Origin of the sequence: Mucilaginibacter metallidurans (genome assembly GCF_003286435.2) — a bacterium.
GTDB classification, from domain to species: Bacteria; Bacteroidota; Bacteroidia; order Sphingobacteriales; family Sphingobacteriaceae; genus Mucilaginibacter; species Mucilaginibacter gossypii.
The window spans coordinates 3886612-3906841 of sequence record NZ_CP043449.1; the positions used below are offsets into that span (position 1 = coordinate 3886612).

13 protein-coding genes are annotated in these 20230 nt (G+C 42.1%); 4 read left to right on the forward strand and 9 right to left on the reverse strand.

Features of this window, described 5'->3' with window-relative positions; genetic code table 11:
• Window positions 1–42 precede the first annotated feature (42 nt).
• The 9 genes from DIU38_RS16805 to DIU38_RS16840 all read right to left on the reverse strand — a co-directional run bounded on the left by DIU38_RS16805 (window position 43) and on the right by DIU38_RS16840 (window position 16742).
• Window positions 43–3288 (reverse strand): GH92 family glycosyl hydrolase, encoded by a 3246-nt coding sequence (locus DIU38_RS16805; RefSeq protein ID WP_112652648.1) that lies wholly within the window; start codon window positions 3286–3288, stop codon window positions 43–45.
• Between the two features lie 105 nt (window positions 3289–3393).
• Window positions 3394–4266 carry an acyltransferase family protein gene (locus DIU38_RS16810; RefSeq protein WP_407716468.1) on the reverse strand — a complete coding sequence of 291 codons (873 nt, stop codon included), beginning with the start codon at window positions 4264–4266 and terminating at the stop codon, window positions 3394–3396.
• Between the two features lie 20 nt (window positions 4267–4286).
• Window positions 4287–4520, reverse strand: a complete 234-nt coding sequence (locus DIU38_RS33565) for a hypothetical protein (RefSeq protein WP_208809187.1) — start codon at window positions 4518–4520, stop codon at window positions 4287–4289.
• A 122-nt stretch (window positions 4521–4642) separates the two neighbouring features.
• Window positions 4643–7489 carry a beta-galactosidase gene (locus DIU38_RS16815; protein ID WP_149354116.1) on the reverse strand — a complete coding sequence of 949 codons (2847 nt, stop codon included), beginning with the start codon at window positions 7487–7489 and terminating at the stop codon, window positions 4643–4645.
• Window positions 7490–7729: 240 nt separating this feature from the next.
• On the reverse strand, window positions 7730–9928 hold the full coding sequence (locus DIU38_RS16820; protein ID WP_112652645.1) for an alpha-N-acetylglucosaminidase: 2199 nt from the start codon (window positions 9926–9928) through the stop codon (window positions 7730–7732).
• Window positions 9929–10002: 74 nt separating this feature from the next.
• Window positions 10003–11481, reverse strand: a complete 1479-nt coding sequence (locus DIU38_RS16825; protein ID WP_112652644.1) for a RagB/SusD family nutrient uptake outer membrane protein — start codon at window positions 11479–11481, stop codon at window positions 10003–10005.
• 4 nt (window positions 11482–11485) lie between these two features.
• On the reverse strand, window positions 11486–14854 hold the full coding sequence (locus DIU38_RS16830) for a TonB-dependent receptor (protein ID WP_112652643.1): 3369 nt from the start codon (window positions 14852–14854) through the stop codon (window positions 11486–11488).
• Between the two features lie 195 nt (window positions 14855–15049).
• Window positions 15050–16117, reverse strand: a complete 1068-nt coding sequence (locus DIU38_RS16835) for a FecR family protein (protein WP_112652642.1) — start codon at window positions 16115–16117, stop codon at window positions 15050–15052.
• A gap of 85 nt (window positions 16118–16202) precedes the next feature.
• On the reverse strand, window positions 16203–16742 hold the full coding sequence (locus DIU38_RS16840) for an RNA polymerase sigma-70 factor (RefSeq protein WP_167516212.1): 540 nt from the start codon (window positions 16740–16742) through the stop codon (window positions 16203–16205).
• A gap of 390 nt (window positions 16743–17132) precedes the next feature.
• On the opposite strand from DIU38_RS16840, the gene DIU38_RS16845 reads away from it, so the two are divergent.
• From DIU38_RS16845 to DIU38_RS33130, 4 genes are all read left to right on the forward strand, one after another.
• Window positions 17133–18155 carry a sensor histidine kinase gene (locus DIU38_RS16845; RefSeq protein WP_112652640.1) on the forward strand — a complete coding sequence of 341 codons (1023 nt, stop codon included), beginning with the start codon at window positions 17133–17135 and terminating at the stop codon, window positions 18153–18155.
• Complete coding sequence (locus DIU38_RS16850) at window positions 18136–18897, forward strand: LytR/AlgR family response regulator transcription factor (RefSeq protein ID WP_112652639.1); 762 nt, start codon at window positions 18136–18138, stop codon at window positions 18895–18897. The genes DIU38_RS16845 and DIU38_RS16850 overlap by 20 nt, the downstream gene beginning before the upstream one ends.
• Before the next feature lie 308 nt (window positions 18898–19205).
• The gene (locus tag DIU38_RS16855) at window positions 19206–20006 is read left to right on the forward strand and encodes a DUF1223 domain-containing protein (RefSeq protein WP_112652638.1); all 801 of its coding nucleotides are present in this window, start codon (window positions 19206–19208) and stop codon (window positions 20004–20006) included.
• A 20-nt stretch (window positions 20007–20026) separates the two neighbouring features.
• A complete protein-coding gene (locus DIU38_RS33130; protein ID WP_167516213.1) occupies window positions 20027–20179 on the forward strand; it encodes a hypothetical protein in 153 nt (50 codons plus the stop codon).
• The last annotated feature ends 51 nt before the right edge of the window (window positions 20180–20230 follow it).

A 20230-nucleotide genomic window follows, 5' to 3' on the forward strand; every position in this document is an offset into this window, starting at 1 on the left:
GATTGTTAAATATCATTCTTAAACGTAGGAGACACTATCAGCTTACTGTTTTTCTGACGACACGATAGTTTTGATATCATCAGCAGATAATGCTGCTTTGAATACTTTCACTCTGTCCATAAAGCCGTGAAACACGCGTTCTGATGGAAACTCTTCGTTTCGGCCTAACGTCCATTTGTTATTTACCGACAGATCAGCGGTTACATTTAACAGCGTGGTTCCGGCCAAAACACTATCGATATAAACATATAGCTTTTTGCCATTGCACACGCCCGCAATGTGATGCCAATGTTGTTGCCAGTCGGCAGGAAGGTTTACAGTACAGTCGCCCCTGCCCCATCCGCCTGCAAAAAAAGTCAGGGTTCTGTTATCGGTCATTTGCAATACATGGTTATCGCCTTTGGTAATGATATCAACCAAACCTTTCTCATTGCCCATCGGGTAAACCCATCCCATCATGGTAATGGATTCATCCATATTATCCAAAGCTGGTGAGTTTGGGACTTCCACATAAGTACTATCGCTAAATAATAGTTTATCATTAGTAGTCGTTACTGAAGATGAAATAACATTTCCGTTGTTATGAAAGCCCGAACTATCAGCTACTATCTTACCACGGACTATCGATGCGAAATCAAGCAATAATGATTCTGTAGCATTTTCATAAACCTTGTAGATAGTTTTCGCCGTATCGACCCTCACATATTCAAATCCGTTTTTGGAAGCTTTTATATGATGACTAATGGTTTTAACTTCACCGGCATCAAGTTTAATATTATCGGTAAAAACAACCGAATCATTCTGGATTACAGGTATAATAAAGGTTTGCTTTAATCCGCCAGTATTTTTTATCCGGTATTTTATTTCCTGGCTTTCATTCAACCTGATCATCGGTTTTACTTCCAGCCCCGATATTTTAAAAGCTTGCTCCTGCGGTTTTGCAGGCAGATTCACTTCGACAATCAACGGTAGTGTATTATCAAGCTTCAGTACCGTTTTTCCCACAGGGTAAAGGCGAAACTCAATAGAATCCTGAACAGTTTGTCCCGGCTCAACCAGGCAGTTTTTATAACTATATGGCTTTCCGTTAACCAACAGCTTTACGGTTTTAATGCCCTTGCTATCTGTATTTTTAAGTTTAAACCTTATCACAAGCGGCTCGCCAGGCACTGCATTTTTTTTATCGACCGAATAACTCACTATACCAAAGGCAGTATTTTTTTTTGTGGCCGATAGCTCAATCGGATCTTTATCGGTTGGCCAGTTACCTGGGGCTTTCCCCATATCAAAAGTCATTGCACCACCTTTAACCACCACCGAATGTGGCAGGGCCAATTGCTGCCAAGCTTTGCCATTCACATGCAGAGCCTGTACGTAATTATTTTTTGCAGATGAATTATTACTGCCGATTATGAACTTTTTGCCATTGGGTAAATGAAGCGTTACAGATTTGAACAAAGGCGCACCGATAGCGTAAAGCGGATTACCAGGACATACCGGATATATCCCGAGCGAGCTAAAGACATACCAGCTTGATGTTGAACCGAGGTCATCATTACCGGGCAAACCGCCAGGAGTAGCCTTGAACCTATTGAGCATGATATCTCTCACCCATTTTTGTGTTAACCGTGGCTTGCCGGCCTGGTTAAACAAATAAGGTAAGTGAAAAACAGTTTCGTTATCAAAGAGGATAACATTATTGCGAAGAGCTGAATCCAAACGGGCGGCAAACTGCTCATTACCGCTCGTCATATTAATCAAGTCTTTACCATTTTGAGGCACAAAATAGGAATATACCCATTTGTCGCCTTCTTTATAACCCGATGTGCCGGGCTGAAGCTTAAACTCATCTCCATTACGCGGAAGCATAAACAGTTCGTCCTTATTTAAAAGATTGCGGTAGTTAAAACCTCTGCTTGATAATAACTGATAAGTCGGCTTATCATTCATCACCTTATCTGCGAATTGCGACAGCGCCCAGTCATCATAGGCATACTCAACCGTGCGGGTAACTGACTCGGGCCGGGTAAAGGGGACATAGGCCATTTGGTGATAAACTTCCATGTCTGACTGAACAAATGGCCCGTCAACCAAATCTTTCTTCATAGCCTTATAAGCAAAATCTTTATCAAAGCCCACAATCCCTTTCAAATAGGAATCAACAATAATTGGAACAGCATGGTTGCCCGTCATACTTTCGGTAGGCAGGTGACCGCTTTGCTTGTATACATCCAACATAGACAAGATCACATCCTGTTGCTTTTGCGGATATAACAAAGTGAGCAAAGGATGTAAGGACCGGAATGTATCCCATGGAGAAAAAGCTTCATACTGGTTTTGCCCTGTTTTTTGATAGACCTTACCATCCGTACCGCGGTAACTGCCATCAGCGTCATCAGCAACCCACGGCAGCAATAATGAATGATAAAGTGCTGTGTAAAACACCCTTTTATTCTGCTCATTATCATCGGTTATATCAACGATTGATAATAGTTTAGCCCATTCCCTATTTATTTTGGCGCGTATCTCGTCAAAACTAAGGCTACCTGTTTCCTGATTGATATTATGCTGTGCCCCGGGGTAACCAACCGATGATTTGCTTAATTGTAAAGTGATAATTGTGGCACCTGCCTGAGCTTTGCTGAAAGTAAACAGCCAGCCGCTTTTAACTTCTTTTTTATCAGTGTACCCTTGGTTAAAGTTTATTACCGCGTTAGCATTTGAAGCATGAAGCACTTTATTTGATACCACCTGAATTTCGCCGGCATTACCGATAAAGATTTGCGGATTAGCATTTCCATTAAATGTAAAACGGAACATGCCTGTTCTTGCCGTAGCGGTAGCTTCGGCGACAATCTGTTTACCGTCAAAACTTACCTTGTAATAGCCAGGAGCAGCCATTTCATTTCTGTGCGAAAAACGGAGATTTGATTTACCAGGCTCAAAAATATTGTTTCCATTAAATGGCATCACAAAGAAATGTCCGGACGAGCCTTCAGGAAAGCCACTCATGTGGCCAAAGCAACTGAAATAATAAATTGAGCTATCCATATAGTTATATCCCCTTGCTCCTGTAGTTTTTGTTTCGGGACTTAGTTGTACGCTGCCCGATGGCGCAACAGCTCCCGGATAACAACCACCATTATTACCCCATTTGGTAAGCACATTGCTCAGTGCCGTGCCGATAAACGGATCAACATCATGCAGATGGTTTATTTGCTGGGCATAAAGGTTGCTGCCCAGTAAAACTGCGGCTAAGGCGAAAACGATACGGGATAATGACTTCAATTTAAATTATGTTTTGTAGAGATGCATCACATGCGTCTTCAGCATCTGATACTAAAACGTTGACCTTTTAGTTGGAGACGCATGTGATGCGTCTCTACGTGGATGTTATATTTTTATATAGATCTTTTTCTTATCAAGCAGATATGCCACCAGCCAGCAAAGCATCATATAACAAAGCGCAAACACCAATGTACCAAACGCGCCGGGGAATATTTTTTGATAAAACGCCTGGTTTATCCATTCGTAAAAACTTAGCTGTGGTTTTACCCAAATGGTTTGGAACACGGTTAACAGCAATTCTGACAGCAGATATATGGCCAGTGAATTGCGCCCGAATATGAGAAAGAAGTTTGTGCTACTCTTTACCTTTTTTATTTCGATGGCGAACACCATAAAACCTAACAGTAAAAGATCAATCCCGATAGTAAGAAGTGTGAATGAGCTTGTCCACAATTTTTTGGCTATAGGGAAAAATTGTGCCCAGAATAATGAAGCAGCTATCAGCAATACTCCACACATGAACAAACGCGCAATCGACTCATAATTTTTACCCTTACGCTGTATAAACGCTCCGGCCAGGTACCCGCCAATCACATTAACAATGGCCGTCATGGTGCTGAGTAAACCCTCCGGGTCGAAAGCTATGGGGCCGCCTTTATCATGATATAAATGGTTGTTGCCCATCAATACAATATCCAACCGGGTACCTGCGTTGCCAAGCATGGTATACTCTTTACCCGGTTCGCCACAAAATATCAGGAATGCCCAGTAGCCAATTAAAAGTAAAACAGATATGATAACGGCCGTTTTTTGCGAGCAGTAATGAACTATCAACGCGCCAAAAAAGTAACACAAAGCAATCCGTTGTAGCACCCCCATAATACGGGTATGGCTTAGCGGATTAAATACCCAGCTACCTGCTTCACGGTGAAAGAACGGGAACCAATACATCAGGTACCCCAGCAGAAAAATGATCACAGTGCGCTTAAAAATCTTGCCTATAAAAGCGGCATCAGTTTCAAATTTCTTTTTAGAGAAACTAAGCGCATTGCCAACTGCAAAAAGGAAGGATGGAAAAACGAGATCGGTGGGTGTAAAACCAATCCAGGGTGCATGATCAAGCGGCGACCATACGTTTGCCCCCGAACCGGGGCATTAACGATGATCATGAAGCAAATGGTCATACCACGGAAAACATCAAGCGCGGTAAATCTTTCGGTTGTTGCAGCCATTTTTGCAATTATATTAATTAAGGGTATTGAAATTTCTTTGATTAACCGGCCTGCAGCTCCTTCTGCCACAATACGGGTTTTATTGATACTATTGCCGTCTTCGTCATAAACCGCCACCTGGTTTACACCCGGTTTAAGCCAGCATTCGGGATATAAAGGCTTTTCATATCCAGTTTTTCAGGGTACCTGCCTAAGTTGTGACCATTGACCCAAACGGAGCCATGTCCTAATCCCACCGGATCAAAACGCCAAATGAACGTATTTCCTGTCGATGGTGGTAAGTTGAAAGTTGTACGATAAAAGACCGGAGCATTTTTCGTTTGCTTGGCCGCACCAAGCTTTGTCCAGCCATTAACAGCTTGTACATCACCCGGACCACCTTTCAATTGCCAGTTAATTACTGCTGTGGCATCGCCAATAGCATTGATCTTTATAGGTTGGTCTATACCTCCTTCATTTGAATAATTTTCGATAAAGACCGAAAGTTCAATTGGTCGTTTTAAAGTTTCGGCATCGGTAATATTTACCTCGAATGGTTGGTTCCAGCCATCGTGATGGGCTACTTGTTTGCCGTTAATAAATACGGTGGCGTTTTCATCAACACTTTTAAACAGCACCGCTAATTTTGAAGTACCTGCAGACTGCCGAGGAATAGTAGTGTGAAACCAGGCATAACCCTCTTTCAGGTTAAAAACATCCGCGCCTATTTTATATTTTTTGTAAACCGATGTATCAAACGCCGGTGGCCCCTGTTTTACATCGTCTTTTTTGTTGGCTTTGGTGAAATACCAGTTGCCAAGCTCAGAAATGAACGGTCCGCCTTTTTTAATGAGCGCATTACCGAAAAGCCCTTTACTATCTACCTCATCTATTGGCCCAAGGTAAGCAGCTAACTTGTCCCTGCCATCGTGCGCTGCAAAAACGGCCAGTGTATGCTTCCCTTTTGTAAGGTTAAGCGTTAATTCATTATCGTTCAGCCTCCATCTTGCGGCAGGTTTGCCATCAATAAATGCCTGTCCCCGGCCGCCGCCTTTCACCTGCAGGGTATATTTTCCGTTGGATGGTATATTGGTAGTAGTCCTATACCAGGCATCCGCAGTAACATCAGCATCTGCACCCATCGGCTGTGGATCTTTTGATTTGAGCCAGCTGCTTGTGTTTACGTTTGTTGCCGCGTTAACTGCTGCATTTTTATACTGCCAGTTAGCTAAGCTGATAGTTGACTGTTGATCGCCTTTCTGCGCACCGATGCTGAATGGTATTATTTTACTATCAGTATATAATGTAGCTTTCTGAACTGCATTTTGCGTTAAAGATGATTCTGCTGTTAATTTTAACTGGCCATTTTTAACCGATGCCTCGCCAACATAGTTTAATCCGGTGATAATATAGTTTTCACCCTCGCTTTCAGTAACCCACGTTTTATCGGTTAAGGCCCGGTTCATGGCCAACACCCTTATCGTTTGCAGGCCTGACTTAAAAGTATATTCAACGGGCTTTTCGGCAGTAGCAGACATTTGGTCATCAATCAGTACATTATCGTTCTCAACTTTCACTGAAGCTGATACTGACGAAGCTTTCACTTTGGTATTAAAACGAAGCAACACTGGCTCACCGGCTTCAGCATCAACAATAATCGTTGTGGTATTAGCCTGCTTAACAATAGCAAATACACGGGTAAGCGCCCAATCAAGAGTAACTTCATCATTAAGTTTATGATTATGTACCAAAGGATAAATCTCTTTGGGCTGCAGGCTGATCTTTTTACCCGCTAACAGGTTTTCGCTACCCTTGATATTTAATGATGTACCTACCTCAGATGTACCCGGGGTATCCAGGAAGATCAAATCACCGGCTGGGCTTGTACGGGCAGATATTTTAACCGCTGTGTCAACGGCAATGCCTTTGTATGTTTCCGAAGCGTTTGTGCTGTTCTCCAATACATCCTGGAAACTACGCGAGAACCATGCAGCACGCTTAAAAGTGTAATATATTGGTCGTAAATCACCTGCCTGGCCTATACCAGTGCCATAATCGTATGAAGCTGCATCCTCATCATTGTTTGTATAGCCAAAGTTTGAACCACCGTGCGCCATATAGTAGTTATAGCCATTACCGCCATGCGCGATGATTTTCCAGGTGCGCCTGTTGTAAAGCTCAGCATCTCCCGGCTTGGCTCCATATTGTGAATACCAAACAGCCCAGAATTCGGTAGAGAACCATGGGTTTGGCCGCTTATCGTCATCCAGTTTTCCATCACCGGCCGGATCGCTGGCGTGATGTAATCCGCTGAAGAAATATGGTACCTGCATACCCATATCCAAAGCTTTTGCCTGCAGGTGTTTAAAGTAACCATCAGGCATTACTGTTCCCCAGCCGTTGGGGTGCTCATTCTCCAACTGAACCAAAATCACAGCGCCGCCTTTATTGATCTGCCTCTGGAATACCACCGGCAAAAGATGGTCAAAAAAGCGATCTACATATTGTTCAAAGGGCTTGTTATCCTCACGTACCCTCAGACCTTTTTTAAATTTAAGCCATATCGGGTATCCACCGTTATCCCATTCGGCGCAATAATACGGGCCAACACGCACAATGGCATATAAACCAAGTTGCTTTACTATGTCCAGAAATTTTCCGAGATCACGGTCACCGCTGAAGTTAAATTTACCTTCCTGCTCTTCATGAAAGTTCCAAATAGTATAGATCTCGATGCAGTTAAAACCTGCCCTTTTTATGCGCAGTAACCTGTCATACCAAAGTTCATGCGGGATACGGGCATACTCCAATCCAGCCGATGCTATAAAAGTACGTTTACCCTCAACTATAAAGCCTTTACTATCAAAATCGATATAAGGCTTAGCAACTGCTGTAGCTGGGAAGATATAATCGTTTGAGCCCTGGCTGTGGGCTGATGTAAAAGCGGTTAGCAATAAGATAAATGTTAATATGGTATAGCGTATTCTCATGATTTTTCAAAAATCCAGACTTACGAAGTTTTGAAATACTTCGTAAGTCTTTATCTGTATGTTTTTACTCCTGTCATTTCGACGAACTTGTGATGGCCTAAGCATAGCGTGAGTAGAAATCTTATACGCCATTCCATTAAACTATGCATGTGCCTTGTAGGGCGTATAGGATTTCTCTTTCGCCCCAGTTCTCGATTCCTCCCCTGCTCTATCGAAATGACATCGTTTTTATTAAACTTCTTATCGCGTCCCCAAAATCATCGCATTATACTTCGCAAACAATTGCTTTGATTTTTCAACGGCGTCGCCTTTTGCTGCGTCGGTGTAAGCATTATCATGCTTGTTTACCCATTGCCATTCCCAATCTTTTACTTGTTTGTCAAAAGCTTCGACATTAAAGTCGGTTTTGGTTGATAATGACTTATCCAGCAAACCGAAGTACATTGCCCAGCGTGGTTTGTAATAGCCTTTGATTAAACCAGCCCATTGACGGTTTGAGTATTCGCGTAAACCGCTTTCTTTATCGCCCCAAAGGGTAACAAGGTCACGTGCGTTAAACTCATACAGGTTTTTCTCTTTGTCGGTCACACCGTTAGCCCTGGCTTCGTTGATCCATTTGCCTAACAGGAAATCTCTACGGGTGCTCAACAAAGCATCCATATCATCCATCAACTCCAAAAACTGGCTACTGTATAATTTAAATTGTTGTTGATCTTTATTTTGATAGGCCTGCGCCATTTTTTGCTGCAACGGACTTGCATAGTTAGCCATAACCTGCCGGGTAACGTCAACGAGGTCATACTGAAAACCGTCGCTTTGTTTCAGGCTGTCCGCCGCATTGATAAGTAATGTCCATGCTTTAACCAGTTGCTTGGGATCATAATCCGGTTTGGTAAGCACCCTATCGATATATTTTTTCAACGTTGGCCTTGCCACAATAATCGATTCTGGGCCGCCTTCTGTTAAGCCGCCTGAGTACACCGAATTTAACAGGATGTGCCACGCTTCATCTGCCAGATTGTTAGCTTGTCCGTAACGGCGCTTCGCATAGTTAGCTACCCATTTATCGGCATCAATCGGGGTATCGTTCCAAACGTTTTCCAACATTAGTGCAAACAGTGCAGGGTTTTGTTCGATACCTTCGGGAGTAACACCAATACCACGCATATTTTTTGATTCGGGATCATGCAGGGCGATGGACGGATCGGCAGCTACGTGGCGCATACGGCCAAACAGGCTGATGTTCCCGCCGAAGTTTTGCAGCATACTCCATATCCATGGTTTGCCATAGTAAGCTTCGGTACGGTTCCAAACAGGATGGGCATCGCTGTACAGGTCAAGCACTATCATTTGTTCATTAGGTACAGCGTTAAGCAAAGCTTTAATTTGCTGCGGCTGCCAAAATTTGTTATTATAGTGAAACATCCAGCCCTGCATTACCCAGATTGCTTTAGGATCAGCAGCGGCCATGGAGTTGAATACCTTTTTACTCATGCCATCCAGGTAGGTTGAATCGTTTGTTGGCGGCACGTTTTCATTAAAAGTATCGGCCGAGTACAGGTGGTCGGTACCAAACTCTTTAGTTTGTGCTTCTATATATTTTTTACCGATGGTTTCAAACATCGGATCGTCGGGGTCAAGTATAAATACATCGGGAAAACCGGCATCCCAGTTGGTTCTTTTAACCTTAGCACCGGGGAATTTATCTTTAAATGATGGCGGCACGTGGCCGGTAAATGACGACAATACAGGTGTCATCCCAAATGAACGCTCACGCTCTAAAATCCTTTTTTGTAATATTTTGTGCGAGTCCATCCAATGCTGCGGCAGCGGACCACCCCAGGCGTCGATATTCCCCATCCAGAACCATGAAAAATAAGCGGGGCCACTAAAAAACTCATCCAGTTGTTTATCGGTAAAGCCCATGTCTTTATAAACGGTTTGCCAAACGGCTTCTTCGCCTGTTATGGCCAGCGGCATGTTAATGCCGTTCAGGGCCATCCAGTCAATTTCTTTTTGCCAGCGTTCCCAGCCCCACCAGGCCATGGTGTAGTTAAACGTACAGTAGTTTAAATAGTAGCGATATTGATAAGGCGTTGTTTTGTGGATAAGCCCTTTAACCACAGGCAAAGTGGCCGGCAAATTAAGATTAGTGCCATTCCAACCGATATCGCAAAAGCAGTAATTTTTAAGATAGTAGTTTAATGCCGATGCTATTGAAAGGCCGTTGTTACCCCTGAGCACAATTTTACCATTGCGGCTTTCCAGTTCAAATACATCTTTACCGTTTTGTTGCGGGATAGCCTCAACAGTAAACAAATTACTTTTACCGGGAATTACCCTTTCAATAAAATCGTACGAGGCCTTCTGATCAACCTGGGCACCGGCTTTAAGGCCGAATGAAATAATAGCAGCTAAAACAAGTAAACACTTTCTCATCAACAGATAATTAAACGCTGGAAATAAATACCGGCAACAGGGATATCTCCGCTGTTGCCGGTATGAGGATATTATTATTTAAAATTAGGGTTCTGTACCAACACACCTTTACTTTTATCAATCTCAACCTGTGGAATTGGGAAATAATAGTTTTTAGGGCGCACAAAGGTTACAGTTTTGTTTTGATCAAGCGGAGCTTTTGAAACAGCGAGGTTATAAATAGCCGCAATATCAACGATGTTCTTTTTGTCCCAGCGCATTAAATCCTGGTGGCGCTGGTCTTCACCAGCCAGTTCAACACGGCGTTCGTGGATCAGCTCTTTCATACCTGCGCCTGAAACCGGTTTTAATGAAGCCGAGGCACGGTGCCTGATCTGGTTAATCAGCGCATCACCTGCGCCCGCACCTTGTGTACGGATCAATGCTTCGGCAACTAACAGGTAAATATCAGCAGAACGCATTAAAGGCACAGCATAACTATGGTCAACACCGCCGCCATCAGCTTCAGTATTAAATACAGCGTACTTTTTAAATGCATAACCAGTAGCAGAAAGATCGGCGGTAAACGTTGTCAAGCCCTTGCCATCACCCAGATCAACCTTGTCGCCAACGCTTAATAAAGTAGCCTGTTTACGTGGATCACCTGCCTCAAACTCATTGGCAAGTCCCTGTAATGGCTGACTAAAGCCATAACCGTTCCATGATCTTGGAATGTAATAAACTGTAAAGTCATTTTGTACAACGGTTTGTACAGCCTGGATCGAAAAAAGCAACTCGGTGCTGGTTTCATTAGCGCGGGTAAAATTATCGGCATAGTTAGCAGCCAACGCGTAATGTGAATTGGAAATCACTTTTTGACCGGTTGTAATTGCCTCAGGAAGTTTTTCCCAATACATGTAAAGCTTGGTTAATAAGCCCAATGCAGTTCCTTTGCTTACACGGCCGCGGTCGGCAGAGCCATAGCTTTCAGGCAAAAGATCCACCGCTTTCAACAAGTCCGACTCGATCTGTTTTCGTACTTCTTCAATTGGCGATTTTGGAACATTAAAAGTTTGTTTTGAGTAATCATCTTCGGTAATGATAGGTACATCGCCATGAATGATCATTAAACGCCAGTAGCCAAAGGCACGTAAAAAATAAGCTTCGCCCATACTCCGATTTTTAATATCGGTAGATATTGCGGTGATCTTTGGGATGTTAATGATGCAATTGGTTGCCCGGTTGATGGTTTCATACCTCCATTTCCATGGATACCTGATAGCAGCATTTGAAGCATCATAAGTTAAGTTCTCAATGCCCTCATCCTCGCTATGATCACCTGAACGCCAGTAATCGTCAGATGGAACATCAAATGTAGCCTCCGCGTGGCCAACATAATCCTCTTCTTCCAAAAGGCTATAAATACCGGAAACCGCATTTACAGCATCAACTTCGTTCCTGAAATAATTATCTGAGGTATAAACACCTTGTTGTTTAAGGTCAAGTGCTTTTTTACAGGCGCTGTTGAGTAACGCCAGCCCTATAACCATATATATTGTAATTTTCGATTTCATGATTTTAAAGTTTAGCAGTTATACCGAATGTAATTGTACGTACCGTAGGGTACTGGGCCACATCAACCCCACGCTGCAGGTTGCCGTTAGTATAACCAAGTTCGGGCGTGTATCCCTTATAATTGGTTATAAAAAATATGTTTTGACCTGATGCATATAACCTTACGCTTTTCAGTGTTGCTTTTTTAGCCCAGCTTGCAGGTAAAGTATAACCTAAAGTGGCGTTTTTGAGGGCAAAGTAATTCCCGCTTTCGACAAACAGGTCGGATGTGCGATAATTGTCGTTAGCACGATCTAATGACATACGCGGGATCGAGTTGCTTGTGCCCGCCCCTGTCCAGCGGTTCATGTCTTCGGCATAAAGATTAAACGGATAGGTTGGATCAATACCTTGCATCCTATCGGCATTATAAAGGCTTACACCAAATACGCCGGTAAAGTTTGCTGCAAAGTCAAAACCTTTGTATGAAAGACTGCCTTGCAAACCAACTGTAGCATTAGGATTTGGATTGCCCAAATTGGTGCGATCATTACCATCAATCTGGCCATCGCCATTTAAATCCAGAAAGCGCACATCGCCGGGTTTGATATTAGCCTTGCGCGAATCATTTTTAAGCGCCGGATCGTTATCAATTTCTGCCTGGGTTTGGTAAAGGCCATTTGTTTTCCATCCGTAAAAAGAAGCTATCGGCTGACCCTGATATGTTCTTGAGATTTCCTGGCTTGAACGCCCGTAAACTGTCGAACCAATGAAAGTGCCTTCTCCATTAAGTTTAGTTACCTTATTTTTGATAAACGAAGCATTGGCACCGAATGAATATTTTAGTTTATCGCCGCCTTGATAGTTAATTTCAACTTCGACACCTTTGTTATTCATTGTACCGATGTTTTGATTTGGAATAGCTACCGAACCCGCTGAACCTACTACCGGCGGTGATATCAGCATATCTTTAGTATTCTTATTGAAATACGTAAGTGTGGTATTTAACCGGTTATTCAGGAAACCAGCATCAAGGGTAATGTTGGTCATAGCAGTACGCTCCCAAGTAATATCCGGATTTGCAATACTTGTAACAGCTGCACCACTTACTCCCGTGCCGCCAAAGGCATAACCACCATTTTCATAAGTACTGCCAATTTTGATCAAGCTTAGATACTGAAAAGGCAGTACATTTTGATTACCCAACTCACCATAACCACCCGTCAATTTCAAGTTATTAATCCAGGTGATATTTTTCATGAATTTTTCACTGGTAATTCTCCAGCCCAAGGAAAATGCAGGAAAGTACCCCCACTGTTTGCCGGGCGCAAATTTGGAAGAACCGTCTGCGCGAAAAGTAACGGTTGCCAGGTACCTGCTGTCAAAATCATAAAATAACCTTGCAAAGCCCGACTGTAATGAAGATGGCTGAGGCAAGATATTTGAATTGAATTGGCCATTGCCCTGGTTAAGCACCCGTTGATCGGGATCGGTATCGTCATAACCAACCCTTTGAGCGTTAAAACCGTAATCTTTAAAGTTTTGATAAGAATAACCACCCGTAAAAGTTACGTGACTTTTGCCAAACACCTTATCATACGTAAGAAAAGATTCAAGCAACTGTGACGATACTTCCTCTTCAGATTGAGTTAAGGTAGAATTTGGATTTGGCCTTGTTTGATTATTATCTGCGATACTAAAATTATAATTGCGGATAAATGTACCGTCAAAGGCATAGTTAACCTTCAATTTCAGCTCCTTTAAAAAAGTAATTTCAGCAAACGCGTTGGCCAATGCCCTGTATTTTTTAGTGTACCTGTCGGCCATTTGGATAGTAGCATAAGGACTGTTGATATCACCCAACTGATTAGCGAAAGCCTTTGATGTACCGTAAGTACCATCAGGATTTACCAGCGGTATAGCCGGGTTAAAACGCAGAGCCGAAAATATCAAACCCGTTTGCGAATTATTGTTATCAAAGCCATTGTTATTACCGTAGGTCAGTTGAACGTTCTCTCCCAGTTTTAACCACGAAGTTATCTTATGCTCGGAATTGATACGTGTACTGTATCGTTTGAAGTTGGTTTTATCAATAATACCATCCTCGTTATAAATAGAGCTTGAAAAGTAATAGTTTGAAGCATCATTACCACCCTGGATACTAACATCGCCATTGGTTACATGCCCGGTACCCATAATGGCCCTTTGCCAGTCGGTTCTTTGTGTAGCATAATAACTATCATCCCACGGCGCGTCAATAGCAACACCATCATTGGTATAACGCTCTCTTTTTAACTGATAAAGCTGCGGAGCAGTTAACAGGTTAAGGTATTTGGTTGTGTTGGAAAACCCGCTATAAAAGTTAACAGTGGTTGCCAGCTTTTGATTATAAGTACCTCTTTTCGTAGTTACCAAAACCACACCATTCGCAGCACGTGTACCGTAAATAGCGCTTGAAGAGGCGTCTTTCAAAATGTCGACGCTGGCAATATCGTTGGGGTTAATGTCACTTAACGCGTCAGGGTTACTGGTAGGTACACCGTCAATTACAATTAACGGATTGGCATCATTCACTGTACCTGTTCCACGGATCCTGATGCTCGGCGCAGCGCCAGGTGAACCATCGTTACGAACAATGCTTACACCGCTTGCACGGCCATCCAAAGCCTGAGCAGCAGTACTAACAGGAAGGTTTTGAATGTCGCTACCCTTTACACTGGCTACAGCGCCGGTAACGTCAACCTTTTTAGTGGTACCATAACCTACCACTACAACTTCGGTCAAGGCAGATGGCAGGGCTGCCAGGGTAATATTTAAAGTTTGGCTTCCGGTTATAGTAACAACCTTCTTTTCATACCCGATATAAGAGATTTCCAACACACCGTTTACAGGGGCATCGATACTGAAATTACCATTTGCATCGGTAGTGGTGCCCTGGTTAGTCCCTTGAAGCCTAATGTTTACACCAATAAGTGGTTCGCCCTTGGCATCAACAACTTTTCCTTTTATAAGGGCAAGGTTTTTGGCATCCTCCTGGTTGGCAATGATCACTACATGATCATCACTCATTTTATAGGAGAGCTTATCATCAATGATAACGGCAAGCAGCTCATCAATAGTTGCGTCTTTTACATCCACATCAACCCTGCCCAACTTTTTAACACTGGCATAATTATAAAAGAAGCGGTAATCGCTTTGTTTTTGAATTTTTGTAAGGATACTGCTTACTTCGGCCTGCTTTAAGTTTAGCGTAAATTTCTGCTGTGAGTACACTTTTGCAGAAACTTGCACACAGGTAACCATGACCAATAAAAATACTGCTTTCATCAGCAAAATAACTTTGAGACACACGGGCGCGCCACGAAGCGGGAACACCCTTCTTGTTTTTTTCATTACATTTGTTTTGAAAATAAATGGATGGAGTAAGTGCTGTGTTACAATAGCTTACTCCGTTAATAAAATCCTATTTGTTTGCGGGGAGGAGTGGCAGCTCTTCCCTTGTTTATTTGAGGATGTTTCAGGAATCTGACAGGTAAGTTTTCAATATCATAAGCTGTTAATTAAGTAGTTAGTTGGTTTATTTTGTTTTTATTTATCTTTCTTTGACAGGTACACCGTTTGTCCATCAACCCTAAAATTGAACGGCGTGGTCAATTCAATAATGCCTAAAGCTTCCTTCAACGTTTCTTTATCAAGTAAACCGCTTATCTGCTCGGTACGAAGCGCCCGATCTTCAAACACAACCTGCACGTTGTATTTGCGTTCAATTTGAGCAGCCACATCTTCAAACATCTCGTTGGTGAACAGGATGCGGTTATCAACCCAGGCTGTTTCTTTCACTTCATCCGGCTTAACATCAGGCAATTCGGTTACCTGGTATTCAATTTTACCTTCCTTGCTCTTTACACTTTTAGGCTCCCGGTTATTAACAACAATCAGCTTTTCATTAGGCAACAGGATAATCTTTTTTTCGGGATTGTTCTTTAATTCAACCTGTACCTTACCTTTTAACAGTGTAGTTTCAACTGTTTTATCATTATTATAAGCCTTAACATTAAACACCGTTCCTAATACCTTTACAACAAGCCTGGCCGTATGTACCAGAAAAGGTCTCTTGGAATTTTTAGTTACCTCAAAAAAACCTTCACCGGTAAGGCTTACATCCCGGCTGTTTTTTTCAAAAGCCTCGGGGTACGAAAAAGTACTGCCTGCATTCAGGGTAACCAGTGTTCCGTCGGGCAATTTGAGCTTTTCGGTTTTACCATAAGGCACATGAATTTCATGTAATATATTTTCGGCGGTTAAAGTATCCTGCTGTGCCGCTCTGTTATAAAATAAAACGCCTGTAGTAACAAGCACCAGTACCGCTGCAGCAACCCATTGCCACCTGAACATTGGTTTTATCTTAGTATCATTCGCCGAATTTTCGTTCAAGTTTTTAATTCGGTTCCAGATTTCCTCCAGGTTTCCGTTAATCTCTTCTGGTTTTGTTTCTGTTGCTTCAGTGCCGTTTCCTTTTAAAGCATTGGTAACATTATACTTTTTTTTATAGTCGGGAAATTGTTCAAGAAACATGTCGAGTTCGGTCAATTCTTCAGCACTGGCAGTTTGGCCCATGCTTTTGGCCATTAACTCAATAAACCTGGATTTGCTCATAGTAATTGGTATTCTGCATTAAGGACACGGCAGTTCCCGGTTTTTCCTAAAAGAAATTAAAATATTTTTTTTGAGGGGGATCAACCTATTTATTCCCCAGCGCCTCATCCAATTTCTTCAAAGCAATGGCCAACTGCGCAAATACGGTTTTGTTGGAGAGACCAAGGATATCGGCTACCTCATTGCAGGAGAGATCATCCTCTTTAACCATTTTAAAAATGAGCTTACAACGGGGCGGCAAACTGTTTACAGCTTTTAAAACTCCGGCCTGCAGCTCTTTGCTGATGAGCAATTGCGCCGGATCAACCGATAAATGAAAATAATAGGTTTCGGCAAGTTGAGCGTCGCGGTTTCTTTTTGAGGTGTTACTTCGGATATGGTTAAGACAGGCATTTTTTATAGCCACATAAAAGTATACTTTAGGGTTCGAGATCTTGTTAAGCTTGCGGCGGCCAGTCCAGATATTTACAAAAAGGTCGTTGATAATCTCCTCGCAAGCTTCCTTATCGCCCAAAAAGGACCAGGCAAACTGATTAAGATTATTGATCAGCAGCTTATACAATTCATTAAAGGCAGATTCATCATTATTATAATGAATAGAATCTATAAGTTCTTTAATCTCCAATGTTGAGCGGCTTGCTTTTAACGGGAACAGTTAACTGAAATAATGTACAATTTTAAGTAAAAAATCTTGATCAAAGCTATTTTAGGTTGATTTAGAAGCCCCGATCTGCTCATCGCCCAAAACCGATTGTCTGCAATTATATTGTCGCAATATTCGCGGTTTAAAATGTCTAATTCAGGTGATAAGATGTCCGCTTGTACCATAAACCCATATTTCCATATTGAAACCTATTATATTTTAGCAGTAAACGGAAATAATTGGGGCGTTTAGTCAAAACAGATTAAAGTTTGACGGTGGTTTTAGTAACACAACAGCAGATTTGGCCTATAGGCCATAATTAACTTTATATTTGCCTGGCGACCATTTTATTTCCGCAAACCCTTGCAATAAATGAAAGACACAACATTTAAAATCTCTCCCGGAATTATATGGAGCAGTTCAATTTTCCTTGGCCTGTTGGCCTCCGTTCCCCAAATAGCCGAACGCCATTTTAAACCCGCTGAAGCGGCAGTGAATTCGGCTGTTACCGCTTCTTTTTCACTGTTTGTATGGTACTATAATATCTATACGCTGCCAAAGCAATCGGGCAAAAAACAACTGAATAAAAGCATCTCGTATTCCCGGCTCCTTACAACACTGTTGATAGGTATGGGGGTAATGCTGGCCTTAGCCTACATACAGCAACTGATACTAACGCATTTGAATTTTGGCCCGGTAATGCTGATGATCGAAGTAAGGGGCATACTTATTAACCTGGTATTTTATATGCTTATAAACCTGTTGTACCAGAACTACCAAAACCAGCAGGTTAACGTTGAGTTGGAACGCATTAAGGCCGATAACCTTGGTGCACAATATGAACTGTTGAAACAGCAGATCAACCCGCATTTTCTGTTTAACAGTCTCAATACCTTGAAGGCGATGGTTGAGACCAATGACCAACACTCGGTAGATTTCATCCTTAAACTTTCAAATTTTTACCGTTTTACGCTTGAGAGCCGCAAGTTGGACCTTATTCATTTATCCGACGAACTGGAAATTGTAGAAGCTTACAATTTTTTACTTAAAGCCAGGTTTGAAGACGGTTTTATTTTCACTAATACTATACACGAACAATATCGCGGCACGCTAATCCCACCATTCACACTGCAGCTATTGATAGAAAACTGTATTAAACACAATGTGGTATCGCTGGATCATCCGTTGCATATTAAGCTTTATGCTGAAGGTGAAAACATCGTTATGGAAAACGAAATAAAACCAAAGCGCTTTGAAGAACCTTCAACAGGTGTTGGGCTTAAGAATATCAATTTGCGTTACGATCACCTGCTTGATAAACATATAGAGATCATATCAGAAGATAAAATATTCAAAGTTAAACTACCTATTATACATGAACATTATTATCATTGAAGACGAATTAAAAGCGGCCCGCTCGCTTGAAGGTATCATATTAGAATTAAGGCCGCACTCAAAAATAATTGCGAAGCTTCAGAGTGTTGAAAGCTCGGTTACCTATCTTTCAGAGAACAAGCAGCCCGATCTTATTTTTATGGATATCCAACTGTCGGATGGGTTGTGTTTTGAGATCTTTAAATCGGTAAAGGTGTCCTGCCCTATTATTTTCTGTACCGCGTTTGATGAATATTCGTTAGAGGCATTTAAGGCCAACAGCGTTGATTATGTACTCAAGCCTTTCTCAAAAACAGATATTGCCGATGCCTTTAAAAAGGTAGACGAGTTGCGGAATTTCTTTCAGCAGGGTTCATCTCCTGATATCAGCAGCCTGCTATCGCAGGTTACGCCCCCTGCCGGTAAAAAAAGCTTCCTGGTATTTAAAAATAATAAGTATATCACCATAGCGTCCAATAATATAGCCTTCTTCTACATCCGCAATGAACTTTCGACCATCATGACTTTTGATCAGCAGGAATATGTGGTTAACCAGTCGCTTGATCAGATCAGCGGTCAGCTCTCGCAGGAGCAGTTCTTCAGGCTCAACAGGCAATACATAGTTAACTTCAGTGCGATAAAAGAGGTGGAGCATTATTTTATGCGTAAGCTGTTTGTGAAACTAACAATTCCAACTCCCGAGAAATTACTCATCAATAAAGAAAAAGCGCCGGTATTTTTAAGCTGGCTCGAGAATAGATAGTTTTTAAGTTCGAAGTCGGAAGTGTTGAGTCAGAAGTTCTAAAAAGCTGTATAATTTTTTCAAGTAGAGACGCATAATTGCGTCTCCCGCAGGACAAGCGACTTTGCAGATCATTTGCTAAAGTAATTTGCATACGGGGGACGCAATTATGCGTCTCTACAATTAAAAACAACTGAGAACTTAAGACTAAAGACTTTCGACTCAAACAATGCCCAACTGAGCTTACAATATGTCCGGTTGGGCTTTTTTACGCTGTTTTGGCGGCCATTTCGAGGCTAATTTTGATGTAAATTAAAATCGAAAGAAATATGAAAACCTTAAAAATTTTTAGCTTTTGCGTTGGTACCGTGGCACTGGCACTTGCTACCGCAGCTTACGCTAATCGTAAAATAAATGCCCCTAAAACTGAAAACACCGCTACTCCCGGAAAAGGTTTTGCTTTGGTAGAATTGTTTACTTCAGAGGGATGCTCAAGTTGTCCCCCTGCTGATGAATTGCTGACGAGGATCCAAAAAGATTCACAGGACAAACCCGTTTACATATTGGCTTACCATGTTGATTATTGGAATAACCTCGGCTGGAAAGATGTATTCAGCAATGCCATGTTTTCAAAACGTCAAAAAGAATATAGCTACCATTTAAATGCCCAGGTTTATACACCCCAAGTTATAGTTAATGGTAAAACCGAGATGGTTGGCTCGGATGAGCCGGCACTTCGTGAAGCGATTTCGAATGCACTAACAACCGCACAAACCGCTCAGGTTTCCTTAAAAGCACAACAAACCGGCGATAAGCTTGCTGTAAATTACGAACTATCTGGCAATACTGATAACCAACAATTGCTGATAGCCGTTGTGCAAAAAACAGCCATCAGCAAAGTTGCCCGCGGCGAAAACGAAGGCAGAACTTTATCGCACGCCCAAATAGTACGCGACTTAAAAACAGTTGCCCTAAGCGAGGTAAAAACAGGCCAAACAATTATTAGCGTTCCTAAAGAATTTAACCAGCAAGAATGGGAAGTAGTAGGCTTTATACAAAACAAAGATAATGGTGAGATTTTAACCGCAACAAAAGCAGTTTTAACCAATGAAGCTGTAGCCAAAATATAACAACTATAAATTCAAAAATCATGAGCAAGTTGAAACAAGGCCGGTTATTAATGGGATTCTTGTCACTGTTCTCTTTATCATTCCTGACAAGGGCACCGTTTGAACGTAACCCGCAGGATTGTGAATTGATCTGCGTTCCGGGAAAGAGAAAAAAACCGGTGGAAAATAACTAAATCTAACATAAACAGGATCGGCCCTTCGCAGGGCCGATCCTGTTTTAAACA